Origin of the sequence: Paenibacillus medicaginis (assembly GCF_042138635.1) — a bacterium.
GTDB lineage: Bacteria > Bacillota > Bacilli > Paenibacillales > Paenibacillaceae > Paenibacillus > Paenibacillus medicaginis.
In genome coordinates this window covers 1-24,993 of sequence record NZ_JBHIRY010000021.1, presented here as the reverse complement: position 1 = coordinate 24,993, position 24,993 = coordinate 1, and the positions used below count along the sequence as shown (strand labels likewise).

The following is a 24,993-nucleotide window of genomic DNA, read 5'->3' as shown; positions in this document are numbered from 1 at the left end:
GGAATGATACAGTCGTCAAGTCACTTTATTGCGATATGCTCGGACTCGATCGGTGAAACTGCAGAGGCCGTCGTGCAAGCGACGATGCGGCAGTTCGATTTGCCAAACACGGAAATCAAGCGTTATATGAATGTCAGAGATGAAGAGGAATTAAGGCAGATGATGGAGGAGGTTGCGGAGAGAGGCGGCCTGGTCGCTTATACATTGGCTCTGCCTGAGCTGCGGGAAGCGATAAGGGAAGAAGCGGTGCGTCTGAATGTGCGTGTGGTGGACGTGATGGGGCCGATGATGCAGGCGGTTGCCGATACGTTCAATAACGATCCCTTCGAGAAGCCCGGACTTCTTCACCGTATGGATGAACCTTATTTCAAGAGGGTGGAGGCGATGGATTTCGCCGTACAATACGATGACGGCAAGGATGTCAGCGCGATTCTGAAGGCGGATATTATTCTGCTTGGCGTATCACGTATATCCAAAACTCCGCTGTCCATGTTTCTCGCTCATAAAGGGTATAAAACCGTCAATTATCCGCTCGTTCCTGAGCTTACGCCGCCGGCTCAATTATATGAAAAGCTGGAGGGCAAAATATTCGGCCTGACCATTAACGCGGAGCATTTGCTCAAGATCCGCAGCGAGCGCCTCAAAGTGATGGGGCTGCCCAATAATGCGCAGTATGCATCCATGGAACGTATTCAGGAAGAGCTCGCATATGCCAACCGTATTTTCGGGGAGCTGGGTTGTCCCGTCATGGATGTGACGGATAAAGCGATTGAGGAAACCGCGGGTCTGATTCAAAACGACCTATTAAGATAAATTATGAAAATAAGGAAAATTAAAAAAATAAACCATATTTATTTGGAGGGATGAGAAATGGAGAGTCAACTGGCATTGGAATTGGTGCGAATCACGGAAGCGGCAGCATTGGAATCGGCCAGATGGACCGGCAGGGGAGACAAGAACAGTGCCGACGATGCAGCGACGACTGCCATTCGCAGCCATTTTAACACCGTTCCGATGGATGGCACCGTGGTCATTGGTGAAGGAGAAATGGACGAAGCGCCCATGCTCTATATCGGGGAGAAGGTGGGCAACCGCAAGGGACCGAAAATGGATATTGCTGTGGATCCGCTGGAGGGAACTGAAACCGTCGCGAAGGGTCTGAATAATGCCATCTCGGTTATTGCAGCGGCTCCCCAAGGAAGTCTGCTTCATGCGCCAGATATGTATATGCAAAAGCTGGCCGTCGGACCCAAGCTGGCGGGCAAGCTGTCGCTCGACGATCCGCTTGAGCAGACCCTTGCCAAAGCGGCGCTCCTGCTGGAACGTCCTTTGACAGATCTGACGGTATCCATCCTGGATCGTGAACGTCATCGCTCCATCATTGAAGTGCTGAGACAAGCGGGCGTACGCATCAAGCTGCTCGGACATGGGGATGTCATGGCAGCCATCGACACCTGCACAGAAGACAGCGGCGTTGATCTATATATTGGTTCTGGAGGAGCCCCGGAAGGTGTGCTTGCCGCCGCGGCTATGAAGTGCATGGGCGGTGATATCCAGGGCCGGCTGCTGCCAGATACTGCCGAGGATGTGGAGCGCTGCCAACGGATGGGTATCGACCAGCCGGAGCGACTGCTCACCATGGACGATATGGTAGGCCGGCAGGGAGTGCTGTTCGTGGCTACTGGCGTAACGCCCGGGGATTTCCTGCAAGGGGTTCGTTATCTGCCAGGCAGCCGTGCGGAAACCCACTCGGTGGTCATGTATTCCGAAACGAAAACCGTGCGCTTCGTGCGGAGTGTTCACCAGCTGAAAGAGCAGCTTGGCACATTGGCTCAAGCCGTTTCATTTTGAATAATTTGTAAGACTTACTGCAAATGCGAGCCGGCCGGAAGATGAAGGCTGGCTTCTTTAATTTCGAAGCTTCATCGAGCAAAACGAGTTGGCGCACAGTGTCTGTGAGTCTAATGGAGCTTGTTCAAGCGCTTTTTAGGAGCTATAATATAGAAGGTTATGTTTGAAACGAAAATGAAGTTTCTAGATTCAATATAGAAAGAGAGCGGAACAGTATGGGTCGTAAATGGAATAATATTAAAGAAAAGAAGGCGTCCAAGGACGCCAATACGAGTAAAGTATATGCGAAGTTCGGCGTGGAAATCTACGTAGCTGCCAAGAAAGGCGAGCCGGATCCGGAATCCAACCGTGCTCTGAAGGTGGTACTGGAACGCGCCAAAACTTATAATGTGCCTAAAGCCATTATTGACCGTGCGCTGGAGAAGGCCAAAGGCAGTGCGGATGAAAATTATGAAGAGCTGCGGTACGAAGGCTTTGGTCCTAACGGCTCCATGATTATCGTGGACGCGCTGACGAATAACGTGAACCGCACGGCGCCTGCTGTACGTGCTGTATTCAGCAAAAACGGCGGCAACATGGGCGTAAGCGGCTCGGTGGCATATATGTTTGACGCTACGGCGATCATCGGTCTTGAAGGAAAAATGGTCGATGAAGTCATCGAAATTCTGCTTGAAGCGGATGTGGATGTGCGAGACGTGCTTGAGGAAGATGAGGCAGTCATCGTTTACGCGGAGCCGGATCAATTCCATGCCGTGCAGGAAGCGTTGAAAAATGCCGGAGTTAACGAGTTTACCGTTGCGGAGCTGACAATGCTTCCACAGACGTATGTAACGATTCCGGAAGACGGACAGGCACAGTTTGAGAAGCTCATTGATTCTCTGGAAGACCTGGAGGATGTACAGCAGGTGTATCATAATGTGGAGTTTGAAGAGTAGTCAAAGAAAGTTAGTCTTACGGTGATGTAGGTTCTTCCCTGCTCAAGATGGGAAATGCATCTTGATAAGCTCACTTTTTGTATGAAATCACTATACAAAAAAAGTGAGCTTATTTATTTTTCGGGAATATACGTGCGAATATAAAGAAGCTTTGCCAGCAGTATTCTGACAAAGCTCAGGTATTTTAGTTTTGCTTTAATCCTTCAAACACATTAATGATCATTTTAGCTGGTGCATCAGGATTTTCAAAAAGTGTTATATTGTAAAATTGGTGTTGCTGTAATAATGTTTGAATCTGTTTTGCTGAGATATTATCTTTTAGAGGTAACTTGAACTCTGACTGATACTCCAAGGAACTATCTTCTTCAATTAAAGTTTCGCCTTTTACCACATCAGAATTTGGTGATTTAAAATACTTATTCAAATCTTCTGGTGCAGTTAAATATAGATAGTATGAATGTTGCCCATCAATAATATATCTTTTAGGTGTTTCACCCAATTTGTACCATATACTCACGACAATACTTTTTTCTTTCTCGTTATATAAAAAATTATAATCTCTCACGTCAAAATCGTTATCGTTTGGGAATTCATTACCAGTTATATAATCTTTATGATTTGTTTCCTCTATTTTTTCAGGGACGGGTTGCTCAGGTATATTTTTTGGAGCAACTTCTCTTTGAGTACAAGCTGTAACTAATAATAACACTATCAATAATAAAATGATTTTGAAATTATTCTGACTCATAAATTTTCTCTCCTTAAAATTCAAAGGGGAAACCTACTGTTCTTGAAGGTTTCCCAAAAAAATTATAATATTCTTTCTTAACTGTATTATTTGCTAGCTAATTTTGTGGTTTTAGCAAAATCTTTTGTTGTATAATGCGCGTTAACATATTGGCGGGAAGTGACGACTCCTGCTGTGTTTGCTCTCTCCAAGTAACCATTTGTTTTGACTGTAACTTTTCCCGCTTGAATTAAATATCTGCCTTGCGGGATTCTCCATGTAACAGAAATCGTCTCCTCTCTATCAACTCCTGCTTTTACCTCAGCTTTAGCGGAGACTTTTTGTCCGATTATATTCAGTTCTGTCTCGCCACCCACGCTTAATTCCGCAAACAACCTCACTTTTATATCTCTACGAACTTCTGTGACCACGTTACTAGGATTGGTTACCTCTATTGAATAATCAACTCGTTCAGCCCTGGAAGTGGAAGAAGGTTCATAATATGTTCCAGCCCCCGGATATTTAGGTTCTTCAAAAAGCACTACATCAGATGAGTTAGTCGTGTTGTATGTAGCGTTTGTAACACTTTCAGCAAAGGCAGAAGCAGATAAAGAAGTAGCTAATGAAGCAATAATCACCAATGAACTCACCGCTTTTTTCATTACTTTCTCATCTTTTCCTATAGATTAACTACTACTGGGAGAAGTAGTATATACCAATTATATCCTTTTCTATTTTATATTTAAATAGCTAAAAAAGGATTTTTTGATTTTGTTTGTCGAATTTTGTATACAACATCTATTAATCTTGCTAACCATCAATTATTAAGTTCAGATCGGTCTATAAGTAAAGTATAGGCAACATCATTACAAAGCAAGTTGGCTTTATCCTGTACACCGAACAGGTCAGATGAGCCGCCAGCTCCGATCTGCATCTGAAAGTTGCTTATGCTTCTATTAAACTTTTAGCTTACCATGCTGCACCCTACGATTTTTTTGCCGATGGCGCTTTAGCAGACAGAAACATGGCAATCAGACTTAAAGCAAGCGCTCCGGCATTGCTAAGCATATGACCCGAATCTGACAGCAGAGCAAGACTGTTGGTAATAAGACTGCCAAAAAATCCTAAAAAACATAATTCCGGTTGTAATGATGAGGGCGCTTGCAAGGCCCTTTTTGTTATTTAGCATGTGGGCATGCGCATGGTCGTGATGGCTGTGAGCATGTCCGCGGCTGTGTCCATGATCATGATGATCATATGTTGAGAGCTGATGTGTGGAGTGGATAATAACTTTTTCCTTCTTATATATGAATATTTTTTTCATATGTTATTATATAGAACTCGTACGATCATTTTTCTGAACGATGCAAGCTTTTTTGAAAAACTTGTGAAAAGCGAGAATGACACAATGAGCTGCTAATTTACAGTGCCGATACATCTGGGGTAAGGGATGAAACATCTGTCCGTTATAGTTTGAACTGTGAGTGATATGCTCATGAAATATTGAAAAAGGAGATTGTAATATTGATGAAAAAAGCATTGATCACCGCATCCGTTATGACCGTTGTTGCTGTACCCACATCTTCCGCATTTTTGCCAAGCGCTGCAAATGCTGCTGTATCCAACGGATCAGTAGTCTCAGCTCAACAAGCTGGTCCGGAAGTAGAAGCCGCCAGTGTAGAATACATGAAGAGAACGGTTTTTAGCCCTGACGGCAAAATTGTGAATGCCCAGGAGGAATGGCAGGACACAAAAGCCTCATGCTACAAAAGTGTGTTCCTGACACCTGCAAAAGACAATCCGGATAAGCTGATAACAGAGGTGTCCATCGTGAATGGTAAGCAAAGGGTCAGTTTTACAAAGGATTCAAACGGCAAGATCACGGAGGGAGGCAGACAAACCTATCCGCAAGCCATGAAGCAGAAAAGTTTGCTTGCAGCAGAAAAGGAACGTTACACTCGACAGGAATGGAAGAACCAGGGGAAGGTAAGCGAAAACGGAGTCGCCTACACGAAAAAGACCAGAACCTATACATCAGTTGGTGAGAAATTTACAGAGGTTGCTCTCATGAATCAGAGCGGTTTGCCGGTTAAAGAAACCATCTTCATCATTAAGGACGGGAAATCGACGTTACTGTTCAACGTAAACTATCAATATGACAAGCTTAAAGCGGATAACGAGCTGTTCAATGTAGATGCTGTCAAACTTCCGGAAAATATAAAGCCAAAAGACAAGACGAAATGGTAATATAAACTGTTTACAACCCGGATACATCAGATTAATGGAATGTTACATTTGCCCACTAAACTGATATCAAGGTGATCGAAATGATTGCCCGATTAAAGAATTCAAAGGAGAGAATTAAATTATGAAAAAAGCACTTATCGCCGCGTCTGTCATGACAACTGGCGCTCTTGCTTCCACCGCTATTCTGGTATCCGCCAATGCCGCAGATCGGTCAGTGCAGCCTGCTGTAGTCACTCTTGTAGTCGCAGATTCTGCTGCTGTATCGGAAAATAACTCGCTGTTATTGCAGTATGTAAAGGAAACCACCCATGATGAACAGGACAACCAATCGAATGTTCAGGAAAGCTGGGGAGATCCGCTCACCTACAACCAGAGAACAGACATCCATTTTACGGATGCTAATAATAAAGTATTAAGCAAACTCGCTTTTTGTATGGATTTATTCATATTAAAAAGCGAGTTTTTTTGTTGATCACTTTGTTATAATCTTGTCAAACAAATGAGAGGAGGAAAAGCCTTGATCCGCATTGAGAAAATGACCTCATGCACCATTAATGAGGCTGTGCAAGCGTGGAACGACGGCTTTGAAGGGTATTATTTTAATGCTGCCACCACACCCGAAGCGTTTTTGAAAAGAATGGCTGCAGAGGACTTGTCGCCTTCCCTTACATTGCTCGCATTTGACGGAAACCAACCCGTCGGGATTATGATGCAAGGCGTACGTACCGTGCAGGGCCGGAAAATCGCGTGGAACGGCGGAACCGGAGTTGCGCAGTCGCTGAGAGGAAAAGGAGTGGGAAAGAAGCTGCTGTCTGCGGCCCTTGAACTTCTGAAAGAAGAAGAGGTGGAGACCGCAACCCTTGAAGCACTAACTGCGAATGAAAGCGCCATCGCCTTGTACAAGAAAGCAGGTTATAAAGTTGTGGACCAGCTTGAATATTTAACCCTTAAGGGCGCTCTTCCCGGCTATAACAAACCAAGCATCCAGGCAAGCGGGAGCTACATTGCGGAAGCTGCGCTGCCTGTGAATGCAGGGCAGCTGCCATTTTACCGTATTTCCCATCCCTGGCAAACGCATTGTCAGAGCGCAAAGGACGGAGAGGCGGTCATCCTCCGCAGCGAGCAGGGAGAGGCGGTGGGTTATGCCTATTACCGCAAAGCTTTTAATCCGGATGGCGAACACATATCCACCACTTTATATCAGTGTGAAGTGTCTCCTGCCCACCCTGACAGTGAATATTTAATACATAGGATGTTAAACCATGTGTTTGGTGAATTTGCAGAAAATATTAATCGGATCGTTCCCAATCTGCCCAAAGGAGCAAGCCCCCTGACCGGGGCAACCCTGAAGCAAATCGGATTTACCGTGTATGCCGAACAGGTGCAGATGAGCCGTCAGCTCTGATCTGTGCCCCAAAATTCTATACAAATGATTTACATCCAGGATACATCCGCCTCATGGAACGTTACATCTGCTCTCTAAAATGTGATTAAGGTGATCGGATGAATCATCTTAAAATAAAATCAAAGGGAGAGTATTTATTATGAAAAAAGCACTTATCGCCGCGTCTGTCATGACAACTGTCGCTCTTGCTTCCAGCGCTATTCTGGTATCCGCCAATGCCGCAGATCGGTCAGTGCAGCCGGCTGTAGTCACTCCTGTAGTTGCAGATTCTGCTGCTGTATCGGAAAATAACTCGCTGTTATTGCAGTATGTAAAGGAAACCACCCATGATGAACAGGAAAACCAATCGAATGTTCAGGAAACCTGGGGAGATCCGCTCACCTACAACCAAAGAACAGACATCCATTTTACGGATGCTAATAATAAAGGAGCAGTAGTGAGCTTATATTCTCTTTTCAATGGAACAACCTCAGCCAAGGTATACAAGGATGCCAATGGCAAAGTTACTGACGGGTCTGTGCAAACCTTGGCTCCGGAAGACAGTGCACCAAGCGGTCCTCTTTATGAACTGATGGCCAAAGAATATCAAAGCTCTGAATGGAAAAACGCCGGTACAGTAACAGTGGATGGCAAAGAGCTTAACAAAGTAACAACAGAATATTTCTCGCACGAAGGCACATCTGCAGAAAATATGAAGGAAGTTCCAGTTAAAGAGACTGTTTACCTGGACTCGGCAACCGGGCTTCCAGTAAAGAGTGAGGTCCGTGAGGAGAAGAATGGGAAAATGGTGCTTGTATTCACCTCTACGTATGAATATGACCGGAAGAACAGAGATCAGGCATTGTTTGATATCAGCAGCATGGATTTGGAGGATTACACGACGGAAGAGGTAAAGGCCAAATATCCTAATCTTCCGATTGGCGGCAAGCTTCCGAACCCGCTGGCTGATCTCGTAAGTAAAGGGACCATTACAGAAGCCCAACGGAATGCCATTGATCAGGCGCTTAGCCAAGACAAACAAAAGGCCATCGCAACCGGCCTTGTTGAAAATAAAAGCAACGAAGAAGCGCTAAGAGAAGCCCTGGCCGGTATTGTAGCTGATGGCACGATTACGCAGAAACAGGCAGATATCATCGTTAATTTGTTTAAATAAGATAAGCGGAAGTGGGGCGGTCCAAGGTCTTAATGACTCGGGGCTGCCTTGTTGTTTCTCAAGTGACATGGTATGTTATATAAAATTTTTTCCAACGACAGGGGGAGCGTTGTATGATTCGCAAGCTGACTGAAGCTGACCGTGAGAGTGTGATGATGCTGGTGGGCCGGGAGCCGTCGCTTAATTTGTTTATTATTGCGGACGTGGAGAACTTCGGCTTTGAAAGTGATTTCCAGGAGCTGTGGGGAGAATTTGATGCGGTTGACGGCCGCCTAAAGGCTGTGCTGCTGCGGTATGATGGCAGCTACCTTCCTTATGCGGAGGGAGAATTTGATGTGCAGGGCTTTGCGGAGCTTGTGTTATCTGGCAAGAAAAAGGAAATGCTATCCGGCTCATCGCCAATTGTGGATCGTTTGGCCCAAAAGATCAGCTTTACGAAGGAGAAGCGGCTGTTTTTTGCAGAGCTTATCACTCTGCAGGAAAAAGGCGAGACAGAAGCAGGTATGAATTTTCAGATCAACCAAGCCGGTGTAGAGGATGTGGAAGCGGTCTGTTCTCTGCTCGATCAGATTCAGGAGTTCAGTTCAAGTGCGGAATCCATGCGGAGCGGTATGCAGCGCAGGCTGGAAACCCGTACGGGACGCAGCTATTTCGTTGAAAAGGACGGGAAGGTTATCGCGGTTGTATCGTCTACGGCGGAAAACTCGCTGTCTGCGATGATTGTCGGGGTGGCTACACATCCCGAATACAGAGGGCAGGGGCTGGCTTCCTACCTGATGCGGCGCCTGTGCGCTGACCTTTTGGCAGAAAACAGGACCGTCTGTTTGTTTTATGACAATCCGGTTGCAGGCGCCATTTATAAGCGGCTTGGCTTTAAGGATATCGGCGGCTGGTCCATGATGCACATCTAGTTTTATTTCTATCCATCCAAAGAAATGACATCCACAACTGACTGATAATTAACAGTAAAGTGGACCACACTAATAGCTGTATCCGAATACAGTCATGGTGGGTGAAGCAGTTGTTGACGCAAAATGGCAAGAGCGTTATTTATCTGTTGATTGATTCGCTGCTGGCTTCGGCCATTGACCGGGGTGTGGCACAAAAGAAGCTGCCTGCCCTGCAATTTCTGATTGAACACGGTCAATATTATCGTGATGTGGTCACTTCTTTTCCGACGATGTCCGTTACGATTGACTGCTCGCTGGTGACGGGCACCTATCCGGATCAACATTCTGTCCCTGGCCTGACCTGGTATGATTCGGATGCCGAAAGAGTGATCAATTACGGAACAGGCCCCATGGAAGTGATTCGGCAAGGCATACCGGCGGTGCTTGAGGATGCGGTCATCCGCTTGAACCGGGATCACTTGAATCCTGACGTATCGACAATTTATGAAGATCTGGCACGACTGGGCTTTACCTGCGGAACGATCAACGGACTGGTATACCGAGGTCCCGTTCAGCACACGATGACGATTCCGTTCTGGATGCGCATGCTTACTTCATGGCCCGACCGGGTTCAAGTTGCAGGCCCGAACTGGTTCAGTCTGGGCGGCTTATCCAATCCGTTAAACGGTAAAATACAAGCACCGCAAAGCATATTTCACCGTTTGGGTCTGAATGATACATATTCGGTGGAGACACTAAAGCACATGATCCGGACAGATCAGCTGCCTGATTTTTTATACGTCTACATGCCCAGTATGGACAAGCTGTTGCATAAAAAAGGGCCGTCTGTTCTGAAAGGAGCCGTGGAAGCGGACAGGCAGGTTCAAGACGTGCTGGAGGCTTTCGGCTCGCCGGAACAGGCGCTGCAACGGGCGGTATTTGTCATTTCGGGGGATAGCGGAGTCAGCCAAATCAGGCCGGCTCAGGATCAGCCGATCATCCAATTGCACAAGCTGCTTGAAGGATATAATGTGCTGCATCCGGGTTATAAGGTAGATGCTCATACCGAAATCGTACTGGCCGTCAACGAAACAATGGCCTATGTTTACTGCCTGAAGGAAACACTGAATTTGCGGCATATTGCAGAGTCGCTGAGTGCAGATACCCGGATCGATTTTATCGCCTGGAAGGAAGAAGGATGGATAACGGCAGCGGGAAATGGACAGAAGCTGCGTTTCAAAGCAGGTGGGACATGGACGGATGGTTATCAGCAGAAATGGACGATTGAAGGACAAATGGAACTGCTGGATTTGGAGCCGGATGAGTCTGCCCATGAAATCCGGTACGGGAAATATCCGGACGTCCTGCAGCGGATATACGGCTCGCTGAACTCCCACCGGGGACGGTATCTGATCGTGGGAGCCAAGCCCGGGTATGAGCTGGCTGACCGGAGCTCCCCAACGCATAAGGGAGGGGGAGCCCATGGCTCTTTAAGCCTGAAGGAGTCGCTGATTCCGCTTATTATCGCCGGAACGGACCTGAAGCCTTCCAAGCTGCGCCTTGTTGATCTAAAAGCTTACCTGATGGAAGTGGTTTCATCCGAACGCAGGACACTACAGGTTAAGGAGTGGACAGGGTTGAAGCAGTCTGAACAAGCAACAAACGGGAATCTTTCAACACACAACGCCAACTTTGCCTGGAACGGTCAGCCTATTCCTCATTTTGAGTCTATGAACGAGCAAGGCTCCGGGCAAGATACAGATGCGCAGCAATCTGAAGCAAACGGGACATTTATGCGTGAAGGGACGCGGTATGGAGCTGGCCCGCACACGATTGATCCGCGCAAGGCACAAATCGAGGCCGTGCATTACGATAACGGAGCGATTGCCGCCGTCCGCTTGAACAACGGACAGGTGGTTGATATTGCAACAGCTATCGGAATGGCGGAAGCGGAACTGATCGAGGATGTGAATACAGGTATAAATCGAGAGGGCCAAAAAACGTTAAGGTCATACCCGGACGGGAATCCGGACAACAATCTGTCCAATCTGCCGCGGTTCTGAACCAATTGGCAGCATAACTGGCAGCCTGGCATTAGCCGAGGCTGCTTTGTTCTATTTGCATACTTGACAGAAGGCGCTTTTGCGGCAATTATCATTAAATGAAGCCGTATCAGCTTATTGCAACGGGATGATGGTCTACAACCTATAAAATTGTCTGGCAGGTGAACAATGTGAGCAAAATCATTGATAAGATTGCATGGATTTACATTGAAAATGGCCGCATCCTCGGCGCACGTTCACAAGGGAAAGAAATATGCTATATCCCGGGAGGGAAAAGAGAGCCCGGCGAGACGGATGAGCAAACCCTTATCAGGGAAATTAAAGAGGAACTGTCTGTTAACATCTTGCCGGAGACCATCTCTTATGCCGGAACCTTTGCGGCGCAGGCGGATGGCAAGCCGGAAGGTGTGAGCGTGCAAATGACCTGTTATACCGCAGAATTTAGCGGCGAATTACACCCTGATGCGGAAATTGCCGAACTGGTGTGGCTGACCTATCAGGATCGTGAACGCGTCTCCCTGGTGAGCCGGATTATTTTTGATAGACTACATGAGGAGAAGTTACTGATGTGAATTTTTCTGACGGAGTACGGCATGTTAGTGGAGCATTGATATTTCAAAAAAATTTCGCTCCAGCCCTTGACTTCACTTGCTTGATTATTTTATGATTACCAGCAAATCATAATATGGCACGGACCAAAGACATGATTTCCTTCACGAGCTGTCCAGAGAGAGAAGTTCAGGCTGCAAGCTTCTTCAGCAAACGGATGGAAATTACCCCTTTGCAGCCGTGGCGTTGAACCCATGGATTTGTTCCACGGCAGTAAGCGTCACCGTATTATCCCCGATACCGGATACCGATGAGGACCTTGCTGCTTCTTATGCCATGCAGCATAGCTGTTTAGCAAGGTTGAATTAGGGTGGAACCACGAGCTGAACGCACTCGTCCCTTGAGGAGAGCTGCGTTTTTTTGCGTTCACATTTTCACTATAATTCAGGAAATGGAGGAACAGTCATGGGGATGAACATCATTTTGCCGGATGGAGCAAGCAGGGGGTATGCGAAAGGCACCACAATGGCACAAGTAGCGGCTTCTATAAGTTCAAGTTTGCCGAAGCAGGCGGTTGCTGGAAAAATAAACGGCAGGCTTGTTGACCTTCATCAACCTCTTCAAGAGGATGGTTCTGTTGAGATCATCACACTGGAAAGCAAAGAAGGACTGGAGATTTACAGGCATAGCACAGCACATGTGCTGGCGCAGGCGGTCAAGAGAATTTATGGGAACCGTGCGGTAAAGCTTGGCATCGGTCCTGTGATCGAAGATGGCTTTTACTACGATATGGACCTGAAGGACTCACTATCTGCAGATGATCTTGTCAGTATCGAAAAAGAAATGGAGCGTATTATTCAGGAGAACCTGTCTTTCGAGCGCCGAATTGTAAGCCGTGCGGAAGCAATTAACCTGTTCGAAGATCGGGGAGAGCCGTTCAAACTAGAGCTGATCCGGGATTTGCCTGATGATGCGGTAATTACGATATACTCCCAAGGTGAATTTATTGACCTATGCCGTGGGCCGCACCTTCCGTCCACAGGAATGATCAAAGCCTTCAAGCTGCTGAATGTAGCGGGCGCTTATTGGCGGGGAGATTCAAGTAATAAGATGCTGCAGCGTATTTATGGCACAGCTTTTACCAAGAAAAATCACCTTACTGTGCATTTGGAGCTGTTGGAGGAGGCAAAGAAACGGGATCACAGGAAGCTTGGTAGAGAGCTTGGGTTGTTTATGTTTTCCGAAGAAGCGCCGGGAATGCCATTTTATCTCCCCAAAGGCATGACGCTGCGCAATGAGCTCGAAAGCTTCTCACGTGAATTGCAATTACAGCGCGGTTATGATGAAGTACGGACTCCATTAATGTTGAACAACAGGCTGTGGGAACAATCCGGCCATTGGGATCACTATAAAGACAACATGTATTTTACAAATGTGGATGACACCAGATTCGCGCTTAAGCCGATGAACTGTCCGGGCCATATGCTTATTTACAAAAACAGCCTTCACTCCTACAGGGAGCTCCCGATTCGTCTTTTCGAATTCGGCCAGGTGCATCGCCATGAATTTTCAGGAGCTCTCAACGGGATGATGCGGGTGCGTACCTTCTGTCAGGACGATGCCCATCTGTTTGTGCTGCCAGAGCAAATCGAAGCAGAAATCAATGGTGTAATTGAGCTGATTGACTTCGTATATCAAACCTTCGGTTTTGAATACAGGATCGAGCTGTCGACACGACCGGCTGATTTCATGGGCTCGAAAGAGCTGTGGGACCAGGCTGAGAAGTCTCTGCAAAATGTGCTGGAGCAAAAAGGAATTGAATACCGGATCAATGAAGGGGACGGGGCATTTTATGGTCCGAAAATTGATTTTCACATCCTGGACGCGCTGAAACGAAGCTGGCAGTGTGGTACCATTCAGCTTGATTTTCAGATGCCGGAAAAGTTTGATCTTGCCTACATTGAAGTTAACGGCGGCAAACAGCGACCTGTCGTCATTCACCGGGCAATCTATGGTTCCATTGACCGGTTTATCGGCATACTTACCGAGCATTACAGCGGAGCTTTTCCGTTGTGGCTGGCTCCTGTACAGGTGAAAATACTGGCGGTTTCGGACAACGATGCTGAATATGCGTACAAGGTTAAAGCAGCACTGGATCAGGCTGGATTGCGTGCCGAAGTGGATGCGCGCAGCGAGAAGCTTGGTTATAAAATCCGTGAAGCCCAGTTGGAAAAGGTGCAGTATATGCTGGTGGTGGGCGAGCAGGAGAGGGAGAACAATCTTGTGTCCATTCGGAAAAGAGGGGCAGGAGACATTGGCTCGAAATCAATTTCCCAGGCAATTGAGCTGCTGCGCGAGCAAGTGCAGGCAAGAACATAAAATGAAATAAACAAACAGCGGACTCTTCCTGTAACCATGGAAGAAGCCGCTGTTATTTAAAAACAGTTAATGTAATTATACATTCGCCAATGGCATGGCCGGACCAAAGAATTCATAGTGAATACGCTCGTCATTCATTCCCATGCCCCGCAACTCGCGAATGATGCTTTCCATGAAAGACACCGGTCCGCATACATAAGCGTCACCCGTAATGTCAACATACTCTTCCAGCACGGCCCGGTTGATCAAGCCGTCCGGTTGACTGGAATAGAAGGTATTGTATTTAACATTGCTCATACCGGCTGCTTTCTCCTCAATATCACGCTGAAAGGCGGCGAGGGCTTCATTGCGGGCGGCATACAGGAATACCGTCGGCCGGTCAGGCGTCAGATTGGCGACAGTCTCGAACATGCTCATCATGGGTGTAATGCCGACTCCGCCCGAGATGAACGCCACTGGTGTGGTATTCGTCGTATCAAGCACGAATTCTCCGGCTGGGGGGCTCACTTCAACCGTATCGCCTTCATTCACCTGTGTGTGCAGATATACAGACACAACTCCGTTTGGATCATTGTCCGCTTCCCGTTTCACGGAGATGCGAAATTTGTCCTGAGTGGGCGCTTGGGACAAGCTGTATTGACGGATCATCATATATTTCTCGCCAGCAATCTTGACCCGCACGGAAATATACTGTCCCGGCTGATACACAGGCACGTTCAAGCCATCTGCCGACTTCAGATAGAATGACATGATATTCTCGCTTTCTTTCACTTTCCGCACTACAGTGAACGGCTTGAAGAAATTCCATCCGTTTTCCTGCTCTCCTGCTTCCTGGTACATTTTTGCTTCAACCCCGATAAATGCATCGGCAATGACGCCGTATGCCTCCTTCCAGGCGTCAAGGATTTCAGCGGTCGCGGCGCCGCCAAGCACCTCCTTGATAGCCCTCAGTAGATGTTCGCCTACAATCGGATAGTGTTCAGGCTTGATGCCGAGGCTCACATGCTTGTGCGCAATCTGCACGACGGCAGGCAGAATATTTTCAAGATTGTCGATATGAACGGCGGCTGCATACACGGCGTTGGCCAGCGCCGTCTGCTGCCGGCCCTTGGCCTGATTGGCATGGTTGAAGATGTGCAAAAGCTCCGGATGGGCTTCAAACAAATTCCGATAAAAGACCTTAGTAATTGTGGTGCCGTGTTCCTCCAGAACAGGGGCCGTTGATTTGACGATTTTTCGTTGTTCCGCAGTTAGCATAATTGAAGAAACCTCCTTCATTAAAAATTTAGTTAATAAAATGATTGTATTTAAAAGATCAGAGCTAATTTGTGATTGCACTCACAACATTTCAATTTTTAATGATCATGCTTGAGTAGCCAAATCAGGGAAAGCGCATCATGGGAAATGTAATTTCAACCAAGGATTTTATTGACTTTGTCTTAAGGCTATGGTTAACTGACCATTATGGTAATGATAATCAGTATCATTATTTGGATTGGATAAATAATTTGGCAGCCTTAAAGGGGATGAACTTGTGCCTTTACTGGAAACTCAAGCCTTAACCCTGTCCTACGGGGACAGCCTTATCATAGATGAGCTTCATCTGCAAATTCCCGAAGGGGAAATCACTGTCTTCGTCGGGAGCAACGGATGCGGAAAGTCCACCTTGCTTCGTTCGTTGGCACGCTTGCTCAAGCCGCAAAAAGGGGCGGTGCTGCTTGACGGAAAAGCCATCGCCAAGTCGCCGACGAAAGAGGTAGCCAGAAGTATCGCCATTTTACCCCAAGGACCGATTGCCCCTGAAGGATTAACCGTGCTGCAGCTAGTGAAGCAGGGAAGATATCCGCATCAAAACTGGCTTCAGCAATGGTCGGAAGAAGATGAGCGGATGGTGGTGAATGCCATGGAGGCGACGAAAATCAAGGAATTTGCGGATAGGCCAGTTGACGCCCTCTCCGGCGGGCAGCGGCAAAGAGCCTGGATTGCCATGACCCTTGCTCAAGGGACGGATATCCTGCTCCTGGATGAACCGACGACCTATTTGGATTTGGCCCATCAGATCGAAATTCTTGATTTGCTGTTTGAACTGAACGAGCAGGAACAACGGACCATTGTAATGGTGCTGCATGATTTAAATCTGGCTGCCCGTTATGCGCATCATATGGTCGCCATTCACAACAAGCAGGTATATATGCAAGGCAAACCAGAGGATATTATTACACGTAAAATGGTTCAGGCCGTATTTGGCATGAGCTGTGAGATCACCATTGATCCGCTGTTCGGGACACCTGCGTGCATTCCGCATGGAAGGGGGAGAAAGATCAACGATGCCAAACGTGCAAATGCCGTGTTTTAGTCCGGATGAATTGCAAATATTAACGGATCATTTTCGCCTATCCCCAGGCAGGCAGGCTGACAGCCCATTATTCGTGCCAGCGGTGGAGCTGCTGGATTTGGAGAAATGCCGGATTTATCTGGAGCAGGCTGCTGCCATTTTTCAAACCCCTGCCATTGCAGCCGCAGCATCTCAGTTTTCAAAGCGGTACGCCTACCTGACGATGTCATCCGGCTTATACGCAATGACCATGTTTAATAAAGGAATGACTTATGAGATTACAAATTGCCATATTGAATCCGTATTCCAAGGCAATTCCTGGCTGCCTGAAGTAAGTCTGACCGACCGGCAGATCACCCAGCCCACAGCAGCAGAACGGGATGAATGGCGCGATCGCGTGATCAGCAGCATTTTCGCTGAAAATATTGCAAAGGTCTGGCGCTCGATTTCCAAAGCTGCGAGAATTCCCGCTTCAACTTTGTGGGAGAATGTGGCAATTTCCGTGTATTGGCTGTATGAGCAGCGAATGGCGAAGGAAGCTACAGAGGAGCAGAAGCTGCAAATCCAGGCTGATTTTTATTATTTGCTGCATGAAGCACCGGCACACTTATATGGAGAGGAGCATAATCCGCTCACCAGATACAACAATTCTGAAATGGTTATCACTGCTTCCAATATCCCCAAGCGCAAACGTAAAACATGCTGTCTGCTTTACAAAATTTCTCAGGAGCATGATTATTGCACAACCTGCCCCTTAAGAAAGGAATAGTTTCTATATTGGTAAACGGCAGCGTTAATCCACAGCTAAAATAATCCTTAACATGGTGAAGTTAAAAGGATAAAATGTAGGATGTGGATTGGAGGTACATATGTGTTAAAAAGAAATGGAATGTTTTATGTGGGGTTGCTGCTTGTCTGTACAGGATTGGCGCTTCTGTTGTCGGCGTGTGATAAAGGGAACACTCCACAGCCTCAGGAAGCCAATACAAACAAGGCAGGCAGCTCTCAGCAAGAGGGAATGAAGGCAGAACCGGCACCTGTTACGGATGGACAGACCAGCAAGCCGGACAGCCCGGATAACGACTCGCTGCCTGTAGTTGCTGATCCGGATGCGGTGACCGTACTGGTGAATAAACAGATCCGTCTTCCGGAAAATTACATCCCCGCAGATTTGGTTTATCCGGATGTCCGTTTCGTCTTTAAAGAAAAGATCGAGAAACGGATGCTGCGTAAAGAAGCCGCGCAAGCGCTTGAAACGATGTTTGCTGCCGCCGGGAAGGACGGAATCAATCTCGCAGGGGTGTCCGGCTATCGGTCGGAGGCGAGACAGAAGGTTATTTTTAATCAATATGCTGCCAGGGACGGCGAAGAAAAAGCTAAAACCTACAGTGCCTATCCGGGAACGAGCGAGCATCAAACCGGACTGGCTATCGATGTTTCGGGCAGTGACGGAAAGTGTGCGGCAGAGTCCTGTTTTGCAGGCACACCGGAAGCTGAATGGCTGGCAGCACATGCGGCTGAATCCGGTTTTATTATCCGCTACCCGGAAGGCAAGGAGAACATTACCGGTTATAAGTATGAGCCATGGCATATTCGGTACGTAGGCGTTGAGCTTGCTAAAGAGATCAGCGCAAAGGGAATCACACTGGAGGAATACTTTGGGGCTGCTGTGCCTGTGACGACTCAGCCTTGATCAACGGTTCATGCAAGAAATATTTAGTGAAATATTTTACGATCAGACTCTCTTAAAACAGATGGGTCTGATCTTTTTTTTGCTGCTGTTTACAACCTGGATACATCTATGTATACAATTGAAACATACACATATTATACTGCTTGGGTGAAAATCAGAATGGCCGGGTGATTGCGAATATGGACAATACAAAAATACTCATCATTGAAGATGAACCTTCAATATCGGATATGCTTGCTTTTTCTTTGCAGAAAGTAGGGTATGCTGTAAAAACAGCGGAGACCGGGAAACAGGGGCTTGAGCTTTTTGCCCAATGGAAGCCGGATTTGCTGCTGCTGGATTTAATGCTGCCGGATATGACCGGCTTTGACGTATGCAGACAGGTGCTGGAGGCATCCAATACCCCCATTATTATGCTTACCGCCAGAGCAGATACGTTCGACAGGATTTTGGGCATCGAATCAGGGGCGGATGACTACATAACCAAACCATTTGATATCCGCGAGGTTATTGTGCGCATCAAGGCGCTCTTTCGCAGAATTGAATTGACGGCTGAATCAGCGGATCAGTCATCCGCTCAGCTTCTTAATCTGGGGTATGGCATTACTTTGGAAAAGGAGAAGCGGGAGGTCAGGAAAAATGGCGTTCTGGTGGTGTTCACGCAAAAGGAATACGAACTGCTGCAGTGCTTTGCGGAGCATAAAGGGAGGGTGTTCTCCAGGTCCGAGTTGCTGGACAAAGTATGGGGCTTTGAGGTGGCCATCGATACAAGAACCGTTGATATTCATGTACAGCGGATCCGTAAAAAATTGGACGAGCCGGGCCGTTCCTCTTTGATCGAAACCGTGTTTGGGGTCGGATATAAACTGGTACAGCAAGGGTGAGCGCATGAGGTTCGGAATTCAGCACAAAATTGTCATTCTGTTCTCTGTTATTATTTTTGCCGGCCTGATTTCGTTGTTAATCGTATCCTATCGGATCACGGAGGATAATATGCTGCAGACGGTCAGAACGGACATGATCGCTGCCAAGAAAAGTCTGGATATTTATATTAACCAATATTTCTTGCTCAGCAACCGCGAACTGGGCGAGCTTACGCTTGCAGAGGAAGCGGAGGGATTGTCCAGACAATTGAGTGCGGATCTGGGCAGCGAAGTGCATTTATATGACTCAAAAGGTAATCCATTGGGGGCGGCCAACACCGCGGACAGCGGCAGAGAGGAGCTGGTGGCCGCACATCGCGGAGAGATCGCGTATAACATCCAGTTCGCAGACAATCGCGCGCTGACCACACTGGCTTATCCGCTGAAGGCGGGAGGGGAGACCTACGGAATTGTTCAGTATCAGAAGGACTATTCACAGCTCTACGCCGCCAGCCTGAAATTCAAGCAGACGATCAATATGTTTGCAGCCGCTATTTTTCTGATCGTATTCATCAGCTCCATCCTGATTTCCCGGCAAATTACCAAACCTGTACGCCAGTTGTCCAAAAGCTCGCAGCAGGTGTATGCCGGGGATTATAACATCGATATCCGTGTGTCCTCCCGTGATGAAATCGGCGAATTAGCAGGTATGTTCAAGAAGATGGTGCAGAAGATCAGGGAGCAGATCCACATCATTGAGCAGGAAAGGGATGCGTTAAAAAAAGCGCAGGCACAGAACAAAATATTTTTCGATAATGCGACACATGAGATGAAAACTCCACTGACAACCATCATAGGTTATGCCCAGATTATAAAGGAGAACGGTTTTTCGGAGCGTGAGTTTTTTGAAAGAGGACTGGATTCCATCATTCGGGAAGGCAAGCGGCTGAATCAGACCGTAATCGAAATGCTGACACTGGCGCAGGTATCGTCCACCCAGACAGAATATCGAATGGAGCCGGTGAATCTCGGTGAATTGGCGCTTGAAACGAGCGAGGAGCTGCAGATCAAAGCGGCCAAATACGGCATTCGCATTCAAAGCAACACCCGGGACAAGCTGTATATGATGGGAGACCGCAACCGGTTAAAGGAAGTCATTATTAATTTGCTGGATAACTCTATTAATTACGGGAGTGTGAATTCTACCGTTCAGGTAGAGGTGTTCAAAGAGGGAGAGATGCCTGTGCTTCAGGTGACAGACCAGGGAGAAGGCATACCGGCTGCACAACTGGAGCATTTATTTGAGCCGTTTTACCGTGTGCCTGGAAAAAAGGGACGGGAGCATGGAAGCGCCGGGCTGGGCCTGGCGATTGTCAAAGGCATCGTTGAGAAGCATGGGGGGAGCATTCAGGTGAATAGTACAATGAAGCAAGGCACCACGGTCACTGTGCGTTTTGCGGGTGAAGCGGATGTTTAACAGGAGTTCACCTTCCAGACTCAAGGATATGCTGCTGTTGACCGGGCTGTTAGGCTTTTTTATACTTGGCTTTTATGCAGCAGGCCATCTTTTTACACCAGGCAAAAATCAGACCTTCATCCTGGGGCAAGAGGATTTCGCCAGCTCATATGCTGCTTCTGCATCGGGACCGAGACTTGGTCATGTCACCTCGGAAAGCATTTCTTTGCAGGAGGAAGGCAGTTCTGCATTTTATTTTACCAGCCCCGATGAGATCCTCATTTTGCCCAAGCGGGGGGACAAGTCTGGCATGATCCCCGTCCGTTCCTATAATCTGTTAAATAAACAGATGAGCCATGGGGAGTTGAAGGCCCCTTTCAATAGTGTTTTTTACAGTGATGGTTATTTCATCGGAATAGATATGGACAACGCTTTTGTGCAGAACAGCAAAGATCCGGACGACTACAGGTTTTTATTTGAAGAACTTTACTATAAAAGACGATTGGGGCTTTTAATGGATTCTGGTGTAAATTTATCCGGGATCTCGGAAGAAAAAATCGCAGACGCTTCTTTTGATCGTGATACGGACAGCTTGTATTTATCCGCTCAATACAATAATCGAACGGCCGGACTTTTTCAGTTTCAGATGGAGACAGGTAGTCTGAAGCTGTTGGCTAAGGAAGCCTACATCGATACGTTCCAGATTCTCTCGAACCATAATATTTTGTACAAGAGGCCCAGAGGTCTTTTTCTGTTGGATGTGAGTAGTGGCAGTTCGCAGCAGATTGTCGAGGCCAAGGTACTTAATTTCTCTGTTTCGGCTGACGGGCAGGAGCTGGCCTATACTGCGATAAATGAAAGAGGGGTTACCGAACTGTACGGAATGTATATGGACCAGAGACAAGGGAAGGAGCTGCGCGAGCATTCCCTGTTATACAGCAACCTGCCTAATGTGCAGGCTCTCGCATGGGCGAATGATCGGCTGTTATGTTTAAACCGCCAGCCGACCGGAAGCTACCAGTTGTACAGATTTACGTTGAAGAATGAATAAGTTGAAAATGTTATGAATAAGGCAAGCCTGCTGCTGTATATATCTTTCTTAACTAACAGCAATTTGCGGGGTGGAGTATGAAACCGGCGTCTGAACGTCCTTTTCAAGTGTATGTAGTAGAGATGTCCTCAATTAAAATGTTTATTCTGATCGAGATCGGATTGGGAACGCTGATTTATAACCTGTGGCTGGTGCTGCTTCATAATGCTTTGCTTGCAGGATCAAGCGGTTGGGCGACGACAGAAGTCATCAAGCGCACGCTCAGGCTGCTCAAGTTGTAACTGCCAAAGGTCAAGATCAGGAGCAAGTTTTCCTGGTCTTGACCTTTTGTGTTGTAATGTTTTTAAAAAGGCCAATTGGGGTTATAGCTTGAAACATGGGGATACGGTTAGGGTATAATACACGGAGAGAAGTGAAAATAAGCGGCGACAATTTAATGAAAATAGGTGCTGTTATGACGGAAAATAAAACAATTCGGAAAGCGGGCTGGAATTTAGACAACAGTTATGCAGAACTGCCCGAACTATTCTATAGCAGGCTTCAGCCCACTCCTGTTCGCTCCCCAAGGCTTGTTCTATTTAATCATTCCTTGGCGGAAGCTCTTGGATTGGATGGCCAAGCTCTGCAAAACGCAGAGGGTGCTGCCATATTTGCAGGAAACCAGTTGCCTGAGGGGGCGTGGGCGTTTCCTATTGCTCAGGCCTATGCAGGGCATCAATTTGGTCATTTTACGATGCTGGGTGACGGGCGGGCGCTTCTTCTCGGTGAACAACTGACCCCCAATGGCGAACGATACGATATTCAGCTTAAAGGTGCTGGCCGCACGCCTTACTCACGCGGTGGTGATGGACGGGCCGCTCTTGGCCCGATGCTGCGTGAATACATCATCAGCGAAGCGATGCATGCTCTTGGAATTCCCACAACTCGCAGCCTTGCGGTAACTGGAACCGGGGAAACGATACTCCGGGAAACGGAGCTGCCTGGTGCAATTTTAACCCGTGTTGCCGCCAGTCATTTGCGTGTAGGGACCTTCCAATATGCAGCCAATCGGGGGACAAGAGAGGAGCTGCGCACGCTGGCGGATTATACGCTGCGAAGACATTTTCCGGACGCTGCTGATGAAGATAACCGTTATTTACTTCTGTTACGGGAAGTAATCCGCCGACAGGCAGCGCTAATCGCGAAGTGGCAGCTTGTCGGTTTTATCCACGGCGTTATGAATACGGACAATATGGCGCTTAGTGGAGAGACAATTGATTACGGTCCGTGTGCTTTCATGGATGTATACAACCCGGGTACGGTATTTAGTTCAATCGATGTTCAGGGACGTTATGCTTATGGCAATCAGCCTCATATCGGTGCCTGGAACCTGGCCCGATTTGCTGAAGCTTTGCTGCCGCTGCTGCATGACGAGCAGAAGGAGGCGATCCGGCTGGCTGAAGATGAAATCGCAAATTTCCATGAGCTGTTTGAGCAACAATGGCTGTCGGGTATGCGGGCGAAGCTGGGATTATTCAATGAAGAAGAGCAGGACCAGTCGCTTGTGGATGACCTGCTTCGTTTGATGGAGCAGCATCAGGCGGATTATACGAACACTTTTGTTGCGTTAACCTTGGATAGACAGGAGGATGACGCTCTGTTCGCTTCTTCTGAATTTACCCGTTGGCATGAACGGTGGCAGGAGAGACGTGGCAGGCAGCACGAGTCTCTTGAGTCTTCGCAGGAGCTGATGCGAAGCAGCAACCCGGCTGTGATTGCCCGTAATCATCGGGTGGAGGAAGCGCTTGAGGCTGCCGTGCAGCGTGATGACCTGAGTGTGCTGCAGCGACTGCTGGCCGCGCTAGCCAATCCCTTCAAGCATTCACCCGAGCAAGCGGAGTATTGCCAGCCGCCTGCCCCATCAAGCCGTCCTTACCGCACCTTCTGCGGAACTTGATCTGATATATAGCCGATGGATTTCAGTCTAAAAAAACAGGGTGCCTCGAAAGGTCTGCGACCAGAGGCACCTTTTTTTGCAGGAAATAATATTCCTTGACAGGAATATTCCTTAAAGGGTATATTATATTCATAGTTAAATCACATCCTAAGAAAGGAAGTGAGAGCTGGGAATTAACAGTAGCCCAGTAAGAAGCTTTAAAGTATAAAAATTAAGGAGACAGGCCATTATGTAATATTCCAAGGTATTTGGTAATACAATCATCTCTGTTGACAACTGTTACAGGAGGTTGATGTTTGAATGAAAAAATTAGCGATTCCTTATTGGATATTTACGGTGCTGCTGGCAGCACTCATGGGATTGGGGGCGATTCCTAATATGATGTCTTCCCCCGAGGGGCTTGCCGTATTCGAGCACTTGGGTTACCCTGCTTATCTGCTTCCTTTTATCGGGGCTGCCAAATTATTGGGTGTCATCGCGATCCTGGTTCCAGGCTTTCCGCGAATCAAGGAGTGGGCGTATGCCGGATTGTTCTTTGATTTGACGGGCGCGCTGTACTCGAATATCATGGTAGACGGATTTTCCGGTGCGATGATCATTTTCCTTATCGGTTATCTGTTAATCGCAGGTTCTTATGTTTATTACCATAAAAGACTGAAACTACGCACGTCGAATGCAACGAACTCGTTTGCAGGCCGGGCACTTTAAGCAAAATAAATACCAAGTTTATATTCCAGGAGGAACATCATGTCCAAAACGGTTGAACTAGTCGTCACACGCACAATTCATGCACCACGAGAGCTTGTATTCGAAGCATTTGCGCAAAAGGAGCATCTGAAGCATTGGTGGGGTCCTGCGGGTTGGGAGATGGAAGTGGTCAAGCTGGATTTTCATCCAGGAGGGATCTGTCATTTCCGTCTGCAAGCCGATGGAAATGTGATGTGGAGCAAGTTTGTTTACCGGGAAATTTCCGCGCCTGAGAAGGTGGTATATGTCAGTTCCTTTGCCGATGAAGAGGGCAATATCAACCGGGGACCGTTCAGCGAGACGTGGCCGCTTGAGGTTTTGAATACACTGACGTTCTCGGAGCAAGACGGAAAGACGTTACTTTCCTTACACGCAGTGCCTTTATCCGCGTCAGCGGAAGAGGTTGCAACCTTCAACTCGATGAATGAAGGCATGCAGCTAGGCTTCGGGGCAGCCTTTGAACAATTGGAGCAGTATCTGGCAGCGAAGCAGTAATGCGAAAAAAAGTGAAACGGCAGCCGTAGTGGAGAGCGTTTAAACTTCCGTGTAATTGGTAACAATATCCATAAAGGAGATGTTACCCATGGAAGTGAGCAAAAACGAACTGGTGAGACTACTGGCACAGGAATGCAATAGTATGCAAGACATTCAGCAACTACTCAAAGACTTGTTTAAAGAAACGATTGAGCAAATGCTGGAAGCCGAAATGGACG

Annotated in this window: 24 protein-coding genes and 1 pseudogene; 21 read left to right on the top strand and 4 right to left on the bottom strand. The window is 47.4% G+C overall.

Features of this window, described 5'->3' with window-relative positions:
• The first annotated feature begins 3 nt into the window (after positions 1-3).
• The 3 genes from ACE5LO_RS18985 to ACE5LO_RS18975 all read left to right on the top strand — a co-directional run bounded on the left by ACE5LO_RS18985 (position 4) and on the right by ACE5LO_RS18975 (position 2,786).
• Positions 4-813, top strand: a complete 810-nt coding sequence (locus ACE5LO_RS18985; RefSeq protein ID WP_375521574.1) for a pyruvate, water dikinase regulatory protein — start codon at positions 4-6, stop codon at positions 811-813.
• Between the two features lie 57 nt (positions 814-870).
• Positions 871-1,851, top strand: a complete 981-nt coding sequence (glpX, locus tag ACE5LO_RS18980) for a class II fructose-bisphosphatase (RefSeq protein WP_375521573.1) — start codon at positions 871-873, stop codon at positions 1,849-1,851.
• 215 nt (positions 1,852-2,066) lie between these two features.
• Positions 2,067-2,786, top strand: a complete 720-nt coding sequence (locus tag ACE5LO_RS18975) for a YebC/PmpR family DNA-binding transcriptional regulator (protein WP_375521572.1) — start codon at positions 2,067-2,069, stop codon at positions 2,784-2,786.
• 184 nt (positions 2,787-2,970) lie between these two features.
• Here the strand turns inward: ACE5LO_RS18975 and ACE5LO_RS18970 are convergent, their stop codons facing one another.
• The 3 genes and pseudogenes from ACE5LO_RS18970 to ACE5LO_RS18960 form a co-directional block, all read right to left on the bottom strand.
• Positions 2,971-3,534: a hypothetical protein gene (locus tag ACE5LO_RS18970; RefSeq protein WP_375521571.1), complete on the bottom strand. Its 564-nt coding sequence runs from the start codon at positions 3,532-3,534 to the stop codon at positions 2,971-2,973.
• 86 nt (positions 3,535-3,620) lie between these two features.
• The gene (locus tag ACE5LO_RS18965) at positions 3,621-4,175 is read right to left on the bottom strand and encodes a hypothetical protein (protein ID WP_375521570.1); all 555 of its coding nucleotides are present in this window, start codon (positions 4,173-4,175) and stop codon (positions 3,621-3,623) included.
• A 325-nt stretch (positions 4,176-4,500) separates the two neighbouring features.
• Positions 4,501-4,702: pseudogene (locus tag ACE5LO_RS18960) on the bottom strand (cation efflux transmembrane domain-containing protein); the annotation flags it as partial.
• Positions 4,703-5,040: 338 nt separating this feature from the next.
• On the opposite strand from ACE5LO_RS18960, the gene ACE5LO_RS18955 reads away from it, so the two are divergent.
• From ACE5LO_RS18955 to thrS, 8 genes are all read left to right on the top strand, one after another.
• On the top strand, positions 5,041-5,760 hold the full coding sequence (locus tag ACE5LO_RS18955) for a hypothetical protein (protein WP_375521569.1): 720 nt from the start codon (positions 5,041-5,043) through the stop codon (positions 5,758-5,760).
• 121 nt (positions 5,761-5,881) lie between these two features.
• Positions 5,882-6,232: a hypothetical protein gene (locus ACE5LO_RS18950; protein WP_375521568.1), complete on the top strand. Its 351-nt coding sequence runs from the start codon at positions 5,882-5,884 to the stop codon at positions 6,230-6,232.
• 45 nt (positions 6,233-6,277) lie between these two features.
• Positions 6,278-7,165 (top strand): GNAT family N-acetyltransferase, encoded by an 888-nt coding sequence (locus tag ACE5LO_RS18945; RefSeq protein WP_375521567.1) that lies wholly within the window; start codon positions 6,278-6,280, stop codon positions 7,163-7,165.
• A gap of 139 nt (positions 7,166-7,304) precedes the next feature.
• Positions 7,305-8,318, top strand: coding sequence for a hypothetical protein (locus ACE5LO_RS18940; protein WP_375521566.1), 1,014 nt, complete (start codon positions 7,305-7,307; stop codon positions 8,316-8,318).
• 113 nt (positions 8,319-8,431) lie between these two features.
• Positions 8,432-9,229, top strand: a complete 798-nt coding sequence (locus ACE5LO_RS18935; RefSeq protein ID WP_375521565.1) for a GNAT family N-acetyltransferase — start codon at positions 8,432-8,434, stop codon at positions 9,227-9,229.
• Between the two features lie 110 nt (positions 9,230-9,339).
• A complete protein-coding gene (locus ACE5LO_RS18930; protein WP_375521564.1) occupies positions 9,340-11,271 on the top strand; it encodes an alkaline phosphatase family protein in 1,932 nt (643 codons plus the stop codon).
• A gap of 170 nt (positions 11,272-11,441) precedes the next feature.
• A complete protein-coding gene (locus ACE5LO_RS18925; RefSeq protein ID WP_375521563.1) occupies positions 11,442-11,843 on the top strand; it encodes an NUDIX hydrolase in 402 nt (133 codons plus the stop codon).
• Positions 11,844-12,285: 442 nt separating this feature from the next.
• Positions 12,286-14,199 carry a threonine--tRNA ligase gene (gene thrS, locus ACE5LO_RS18920; RefSeq protein WP_375521562.1) on the top strand — a complete coding sequence of 638 codons (1,914 nt, stop codon included), beginning with the start codon at positions 12,286-12,288 and terminating at the stop codon, positions 14,197-14,199.
• 75 nt (positions 14,200-14,274) lie between these two features.
• Here thrS and hmpA read toward each other — a convergent pair whose 3' ends face one another.
• On the bottom strand, positions 14,275-15,456 hold the full coding sequence (gene hmpA / locus ACE5LO_RS18915; RefSeq protein WP_375521561.1) for an NO-inducible flavohemoprotein: 1,182 nt from the start codon (positions 15,454-15,456) through the stop codon (positions 14,275-14,277).
• 277 nt (positions 15,457-15,733) lie between these two features.
• Here hmpA and ACE5LO_RS18910 point away from each other — a divergent pair, with 277 nt between their 5' ends.
• The 10 genes from ACE5LO_RS18910 (at position 15,734) to ACE5LO_RS18865 (ending at position 24,775) form a co-directional block, all read left to right on the top strand.
• Positions 15,734-16,555: an ABC transporter ATP-binding protein gene (locus tag ACE5LO_RS18910; protein ID WP_375521560.1), complete on the top strand. Its 822-nt coding sequence runs from the start codon at positions 15,734-15,736 to the stop codon at positions 16,553-16,555.
• Positions 16,527-17,303, top strand: a complete 777-nt coding sequence (locus ACE5LO_RS18905) for an IucA/IucC family C-terminal-domain containing protein (protein ID WP_375521559.1) — start codon at positions 16,527-16,529, stop codon at positions 17,301-17,303. The genes ACE5LO_RS18910 and ACE5LO_RS18905 overlap by 29 nt, the downstream gene beginning before the upstream one ends.
• Positions 17,304-17,423: 120 nt before the next feature.
• Positions 17,424-18,227 carry a M15 family metallopeptidase gene (locus ACE5LO_RS18900; RefSeq protein WP_375521647.1) on the top strand — a complete coding sequence of 268 codons (804 nt, stop codon included), beginning with the start codon at positions 17,424-17,426 and terminating at the stop codon, positions 18,225-18,227.
• Between the two features lie 179 nt (positions 18,228-18,406).
• Entirely contained in the window at positions 18,407-19,111 is a 705-nt protein-coding gene (locus ACE5LO_RS18895) for a response regulator transcription factor (protein ID WP_375521558.1), read from the top strand.
• A gap of 4 nt (positions 19,112-19,115) precedes the next feature.
• Positions 19,116-20,567 carry a sensor histidine kinase gene (locus ACE5LO_RS18890; RefSeq protein ID WP_375521557.1) on the top strand — a complete coding sequence of 484 codons (1,452 nt, stop codon included), beginning with the start codon at positions 19,116-19,118 and terminating at the stop codon, positions 20,565-20,567.
• Positions 20,560-21,597 (top strand): beta-propeller domain-containing protein, encoded by a 1,038-nt coding sequence (locus ACE5LO_RS18885; RefSeq protein WP_375521556.1) that lies wholly within the window; start codon positions 20,560-20,562, stop codon positions 21,595-21,597. The genes ACE5LO_RS18890 and ACE5LO_RS18885 overlap by 8 nt, the downstream gene beginning before the upstream one ends.
• 77 nt (positions 21,598-21,674) lie before the next feature.
• Positions 21,675-21,878: a hypothetical protein gene (locus ACE5LO_RS18880; RefSeq protein WP_375521555.1), complete on the top strand. Its 204-nt coding sequence runs from the start codon at positions 21,675-21,677 to the stop codon at positions 21,876-21,878.
• Positions 21,879-22,051: 173 nt separating this feature from the next.
• Positions 22,052-23,533, top strand: a complete 1,482-nt coding sequence (locus ACE5LO_RS18875; RefSeq protein ID WP_375521554.1) for a protein adenylyltransferase SelO — start codon at positions 22,052-22,054, stop codon at positions 23,531-23,533.
• A 300-nt stretch (positions 23,534-23,833) separates the two neighbouring features.
• Complete coding sequence (locus ACE5LO_RS18870; RefSeq protein WP_375521553.1) at positions 23,834-24,241, top strand: DoxX family protein; 408 nt, start codon at positions 23,834-23,836, stop codon at positions 24,239-24,241.
• Between the two features lie 39 nt (positions 24,242-24,280).
• Entirely contained in the window at positions 24,281-24,775 is a 495-nt protein-coding gene (locus ACE5LO_RS18865; RefSeq protein WP_375521552.1) for an SRPBCC domain-containing protein, read from the top strand.
• Positions 24,776-24,993: the final 218 nt, after the last annotated feature.

What these genes read in the sequence shown, in the direction of transcription:
- ACE5LO_RS18985 (WP_375521574.1), top strand. Translation starts at nt 4, where the DNA reads ATGATACAGTCGTCAAGTCACTTTATTGCGATATGCTCGGACTCGATC.
- glpX (WP_375521573.1), top strand. Translation starts at nt 871, where the DNA reads ATGGAGAGTCAACTGGCATTGGAATTGGTGCGAATCACGGAAGCGGCA.
- ACE5LO_RS18975 (WP_375521572.1), top strand. Translation starts at nt 2,067, where the DNA reads ATGGGTCGTAAATGGAATAATATTAAAGAAAAGAAGGCGTCCAAGGAC.
- ACE5LO_RS18970 (WP_375521571.1), bottom strand. Translation starts at nt 3,534, where the DNA reads ATGAGTCAGAATAATTTCAAAATCATTTTATTATTGATAGTGTTATTA.
- ACE5LO_RS18965 (WP_375521570.1), bottom strand. Translation starts at nt 4,175, where the DNA reads ATGAAAAAAGCGGTGAGTTCATTGGTGATTATTGCTTCATTAGCTACT.
- ACE5LO_RS18955 (WP_375521569.1), top strand. Translation starts at nt 5,041, where the DNA reads ATGAAAAAAGCATTGATCACCGCATCCGTTATGACCGTTGTTGCTGTA.
- ACE5LO_RS18950 (WP_375521568.1), top strand. Translation starts at nt 5,882, where the DNA reads ATGAAAAAAGCACTTATCGCCGCGTCTGTCATGACAACTGGCGCTCTT.
- ACE5LO_RS18940 (WP_375521566.1), top strand. Translation starts at nt 7,305, where the DNA reads ATGAAAAAAGCACTTATCGCCGCGTCTGTCATGACAACTGTCGCTCTT.
- ACE5LO_RS18935 (WP_375521565.1), top strand. Translation starts at nt 8,432, where the DNA reads ATGATTCGCAAGCTGACTGAAGCTGACCGTGAGAGTGTGATGATGCTG.
- thrS (WP_375521562.1), top strand. Translation starts at nt 12,286, where the DNA reads ATGGGGATGAACATCATTTTGCCGGATGGAGCAAGCAGGGGGTATGCG.
- hmpA (WP_375521561.1), bottom strand. Translation starts at nt 15,456, where the DNA reads ATGCTAACTGCGGAACAACGAAAAATCGTCAAATCAACGGCCCCTGTT.
- ACE5LO_RS18905 (WP_375521559.1), top strand. Translation starts at nt 16,527, where the DNA reads ATGCCAAACGTGCAAATGCCGTGTTTTAGTCCGGATGAATTGCAAATA.
- ACE5LO_RS18900 (WP_375521647.1), top strand. Translation starts at nt 17,424, where the DNA reads ATGTTTTATGTGGGGTTGCTGCTTGTCTGTACAGGATTGGCGCTTCTG.
- ACE5LO_RS18895 (WP_375521558.1), top strand. Translation starts at nt 18,407, where the DNA reads ATGGACAATACAAAAATACTCATCATTGAAGATGAACCTTCAATATCG.
- ACE5LO_RS18890 (WP_375521557.1), top strand. Translation starts at nt 19,116, where the DNA reads ATGAGGTTCGGAATTCAGCACAAAATTGTCATTCTGTTCTCTGTTATT.
- ACE5LO_RS18885 (WP_375521556.1), top strand. Translation starts at nt 20,560, where the DNA reads ATGTTTAACAGGAGTTCACCTTCCAGACTCAAGGATATGCTGCTGTTG.
- ACE5LO_RS18880 (WP_375521555.1), top strand. Translation starts at nt 21,675, where the DNA reads ATGAAACCGGCGTCTGAACGTCCTTTTCAAGTGTATGTAGTAGAGATG.
- ACE5LO_RS18875 (WP_375521554.1), top strand. Translation starts at nt 22,052, where the DNA reads ATGACGGAAAATAAAACAATTCGGAAAGCGGGCTGGAATTTAGACAAC.
- ACE5LO_RS18870 (WP_375521553.1), top strand. Translation starts at nt 23,834, where the DNA reads ATGAAAAAATTAGCGATTCCTTATTGGATATTTACGGTGCTGCTGGCA.
- ACE5LO_RS18865 (WP_375521552.1), top strand. Translation starts at nt 24,281, where the DNA reads ATGTCCAAAACGGTTGAACTAGTCGTCACACGCACAATTCATGCACCA.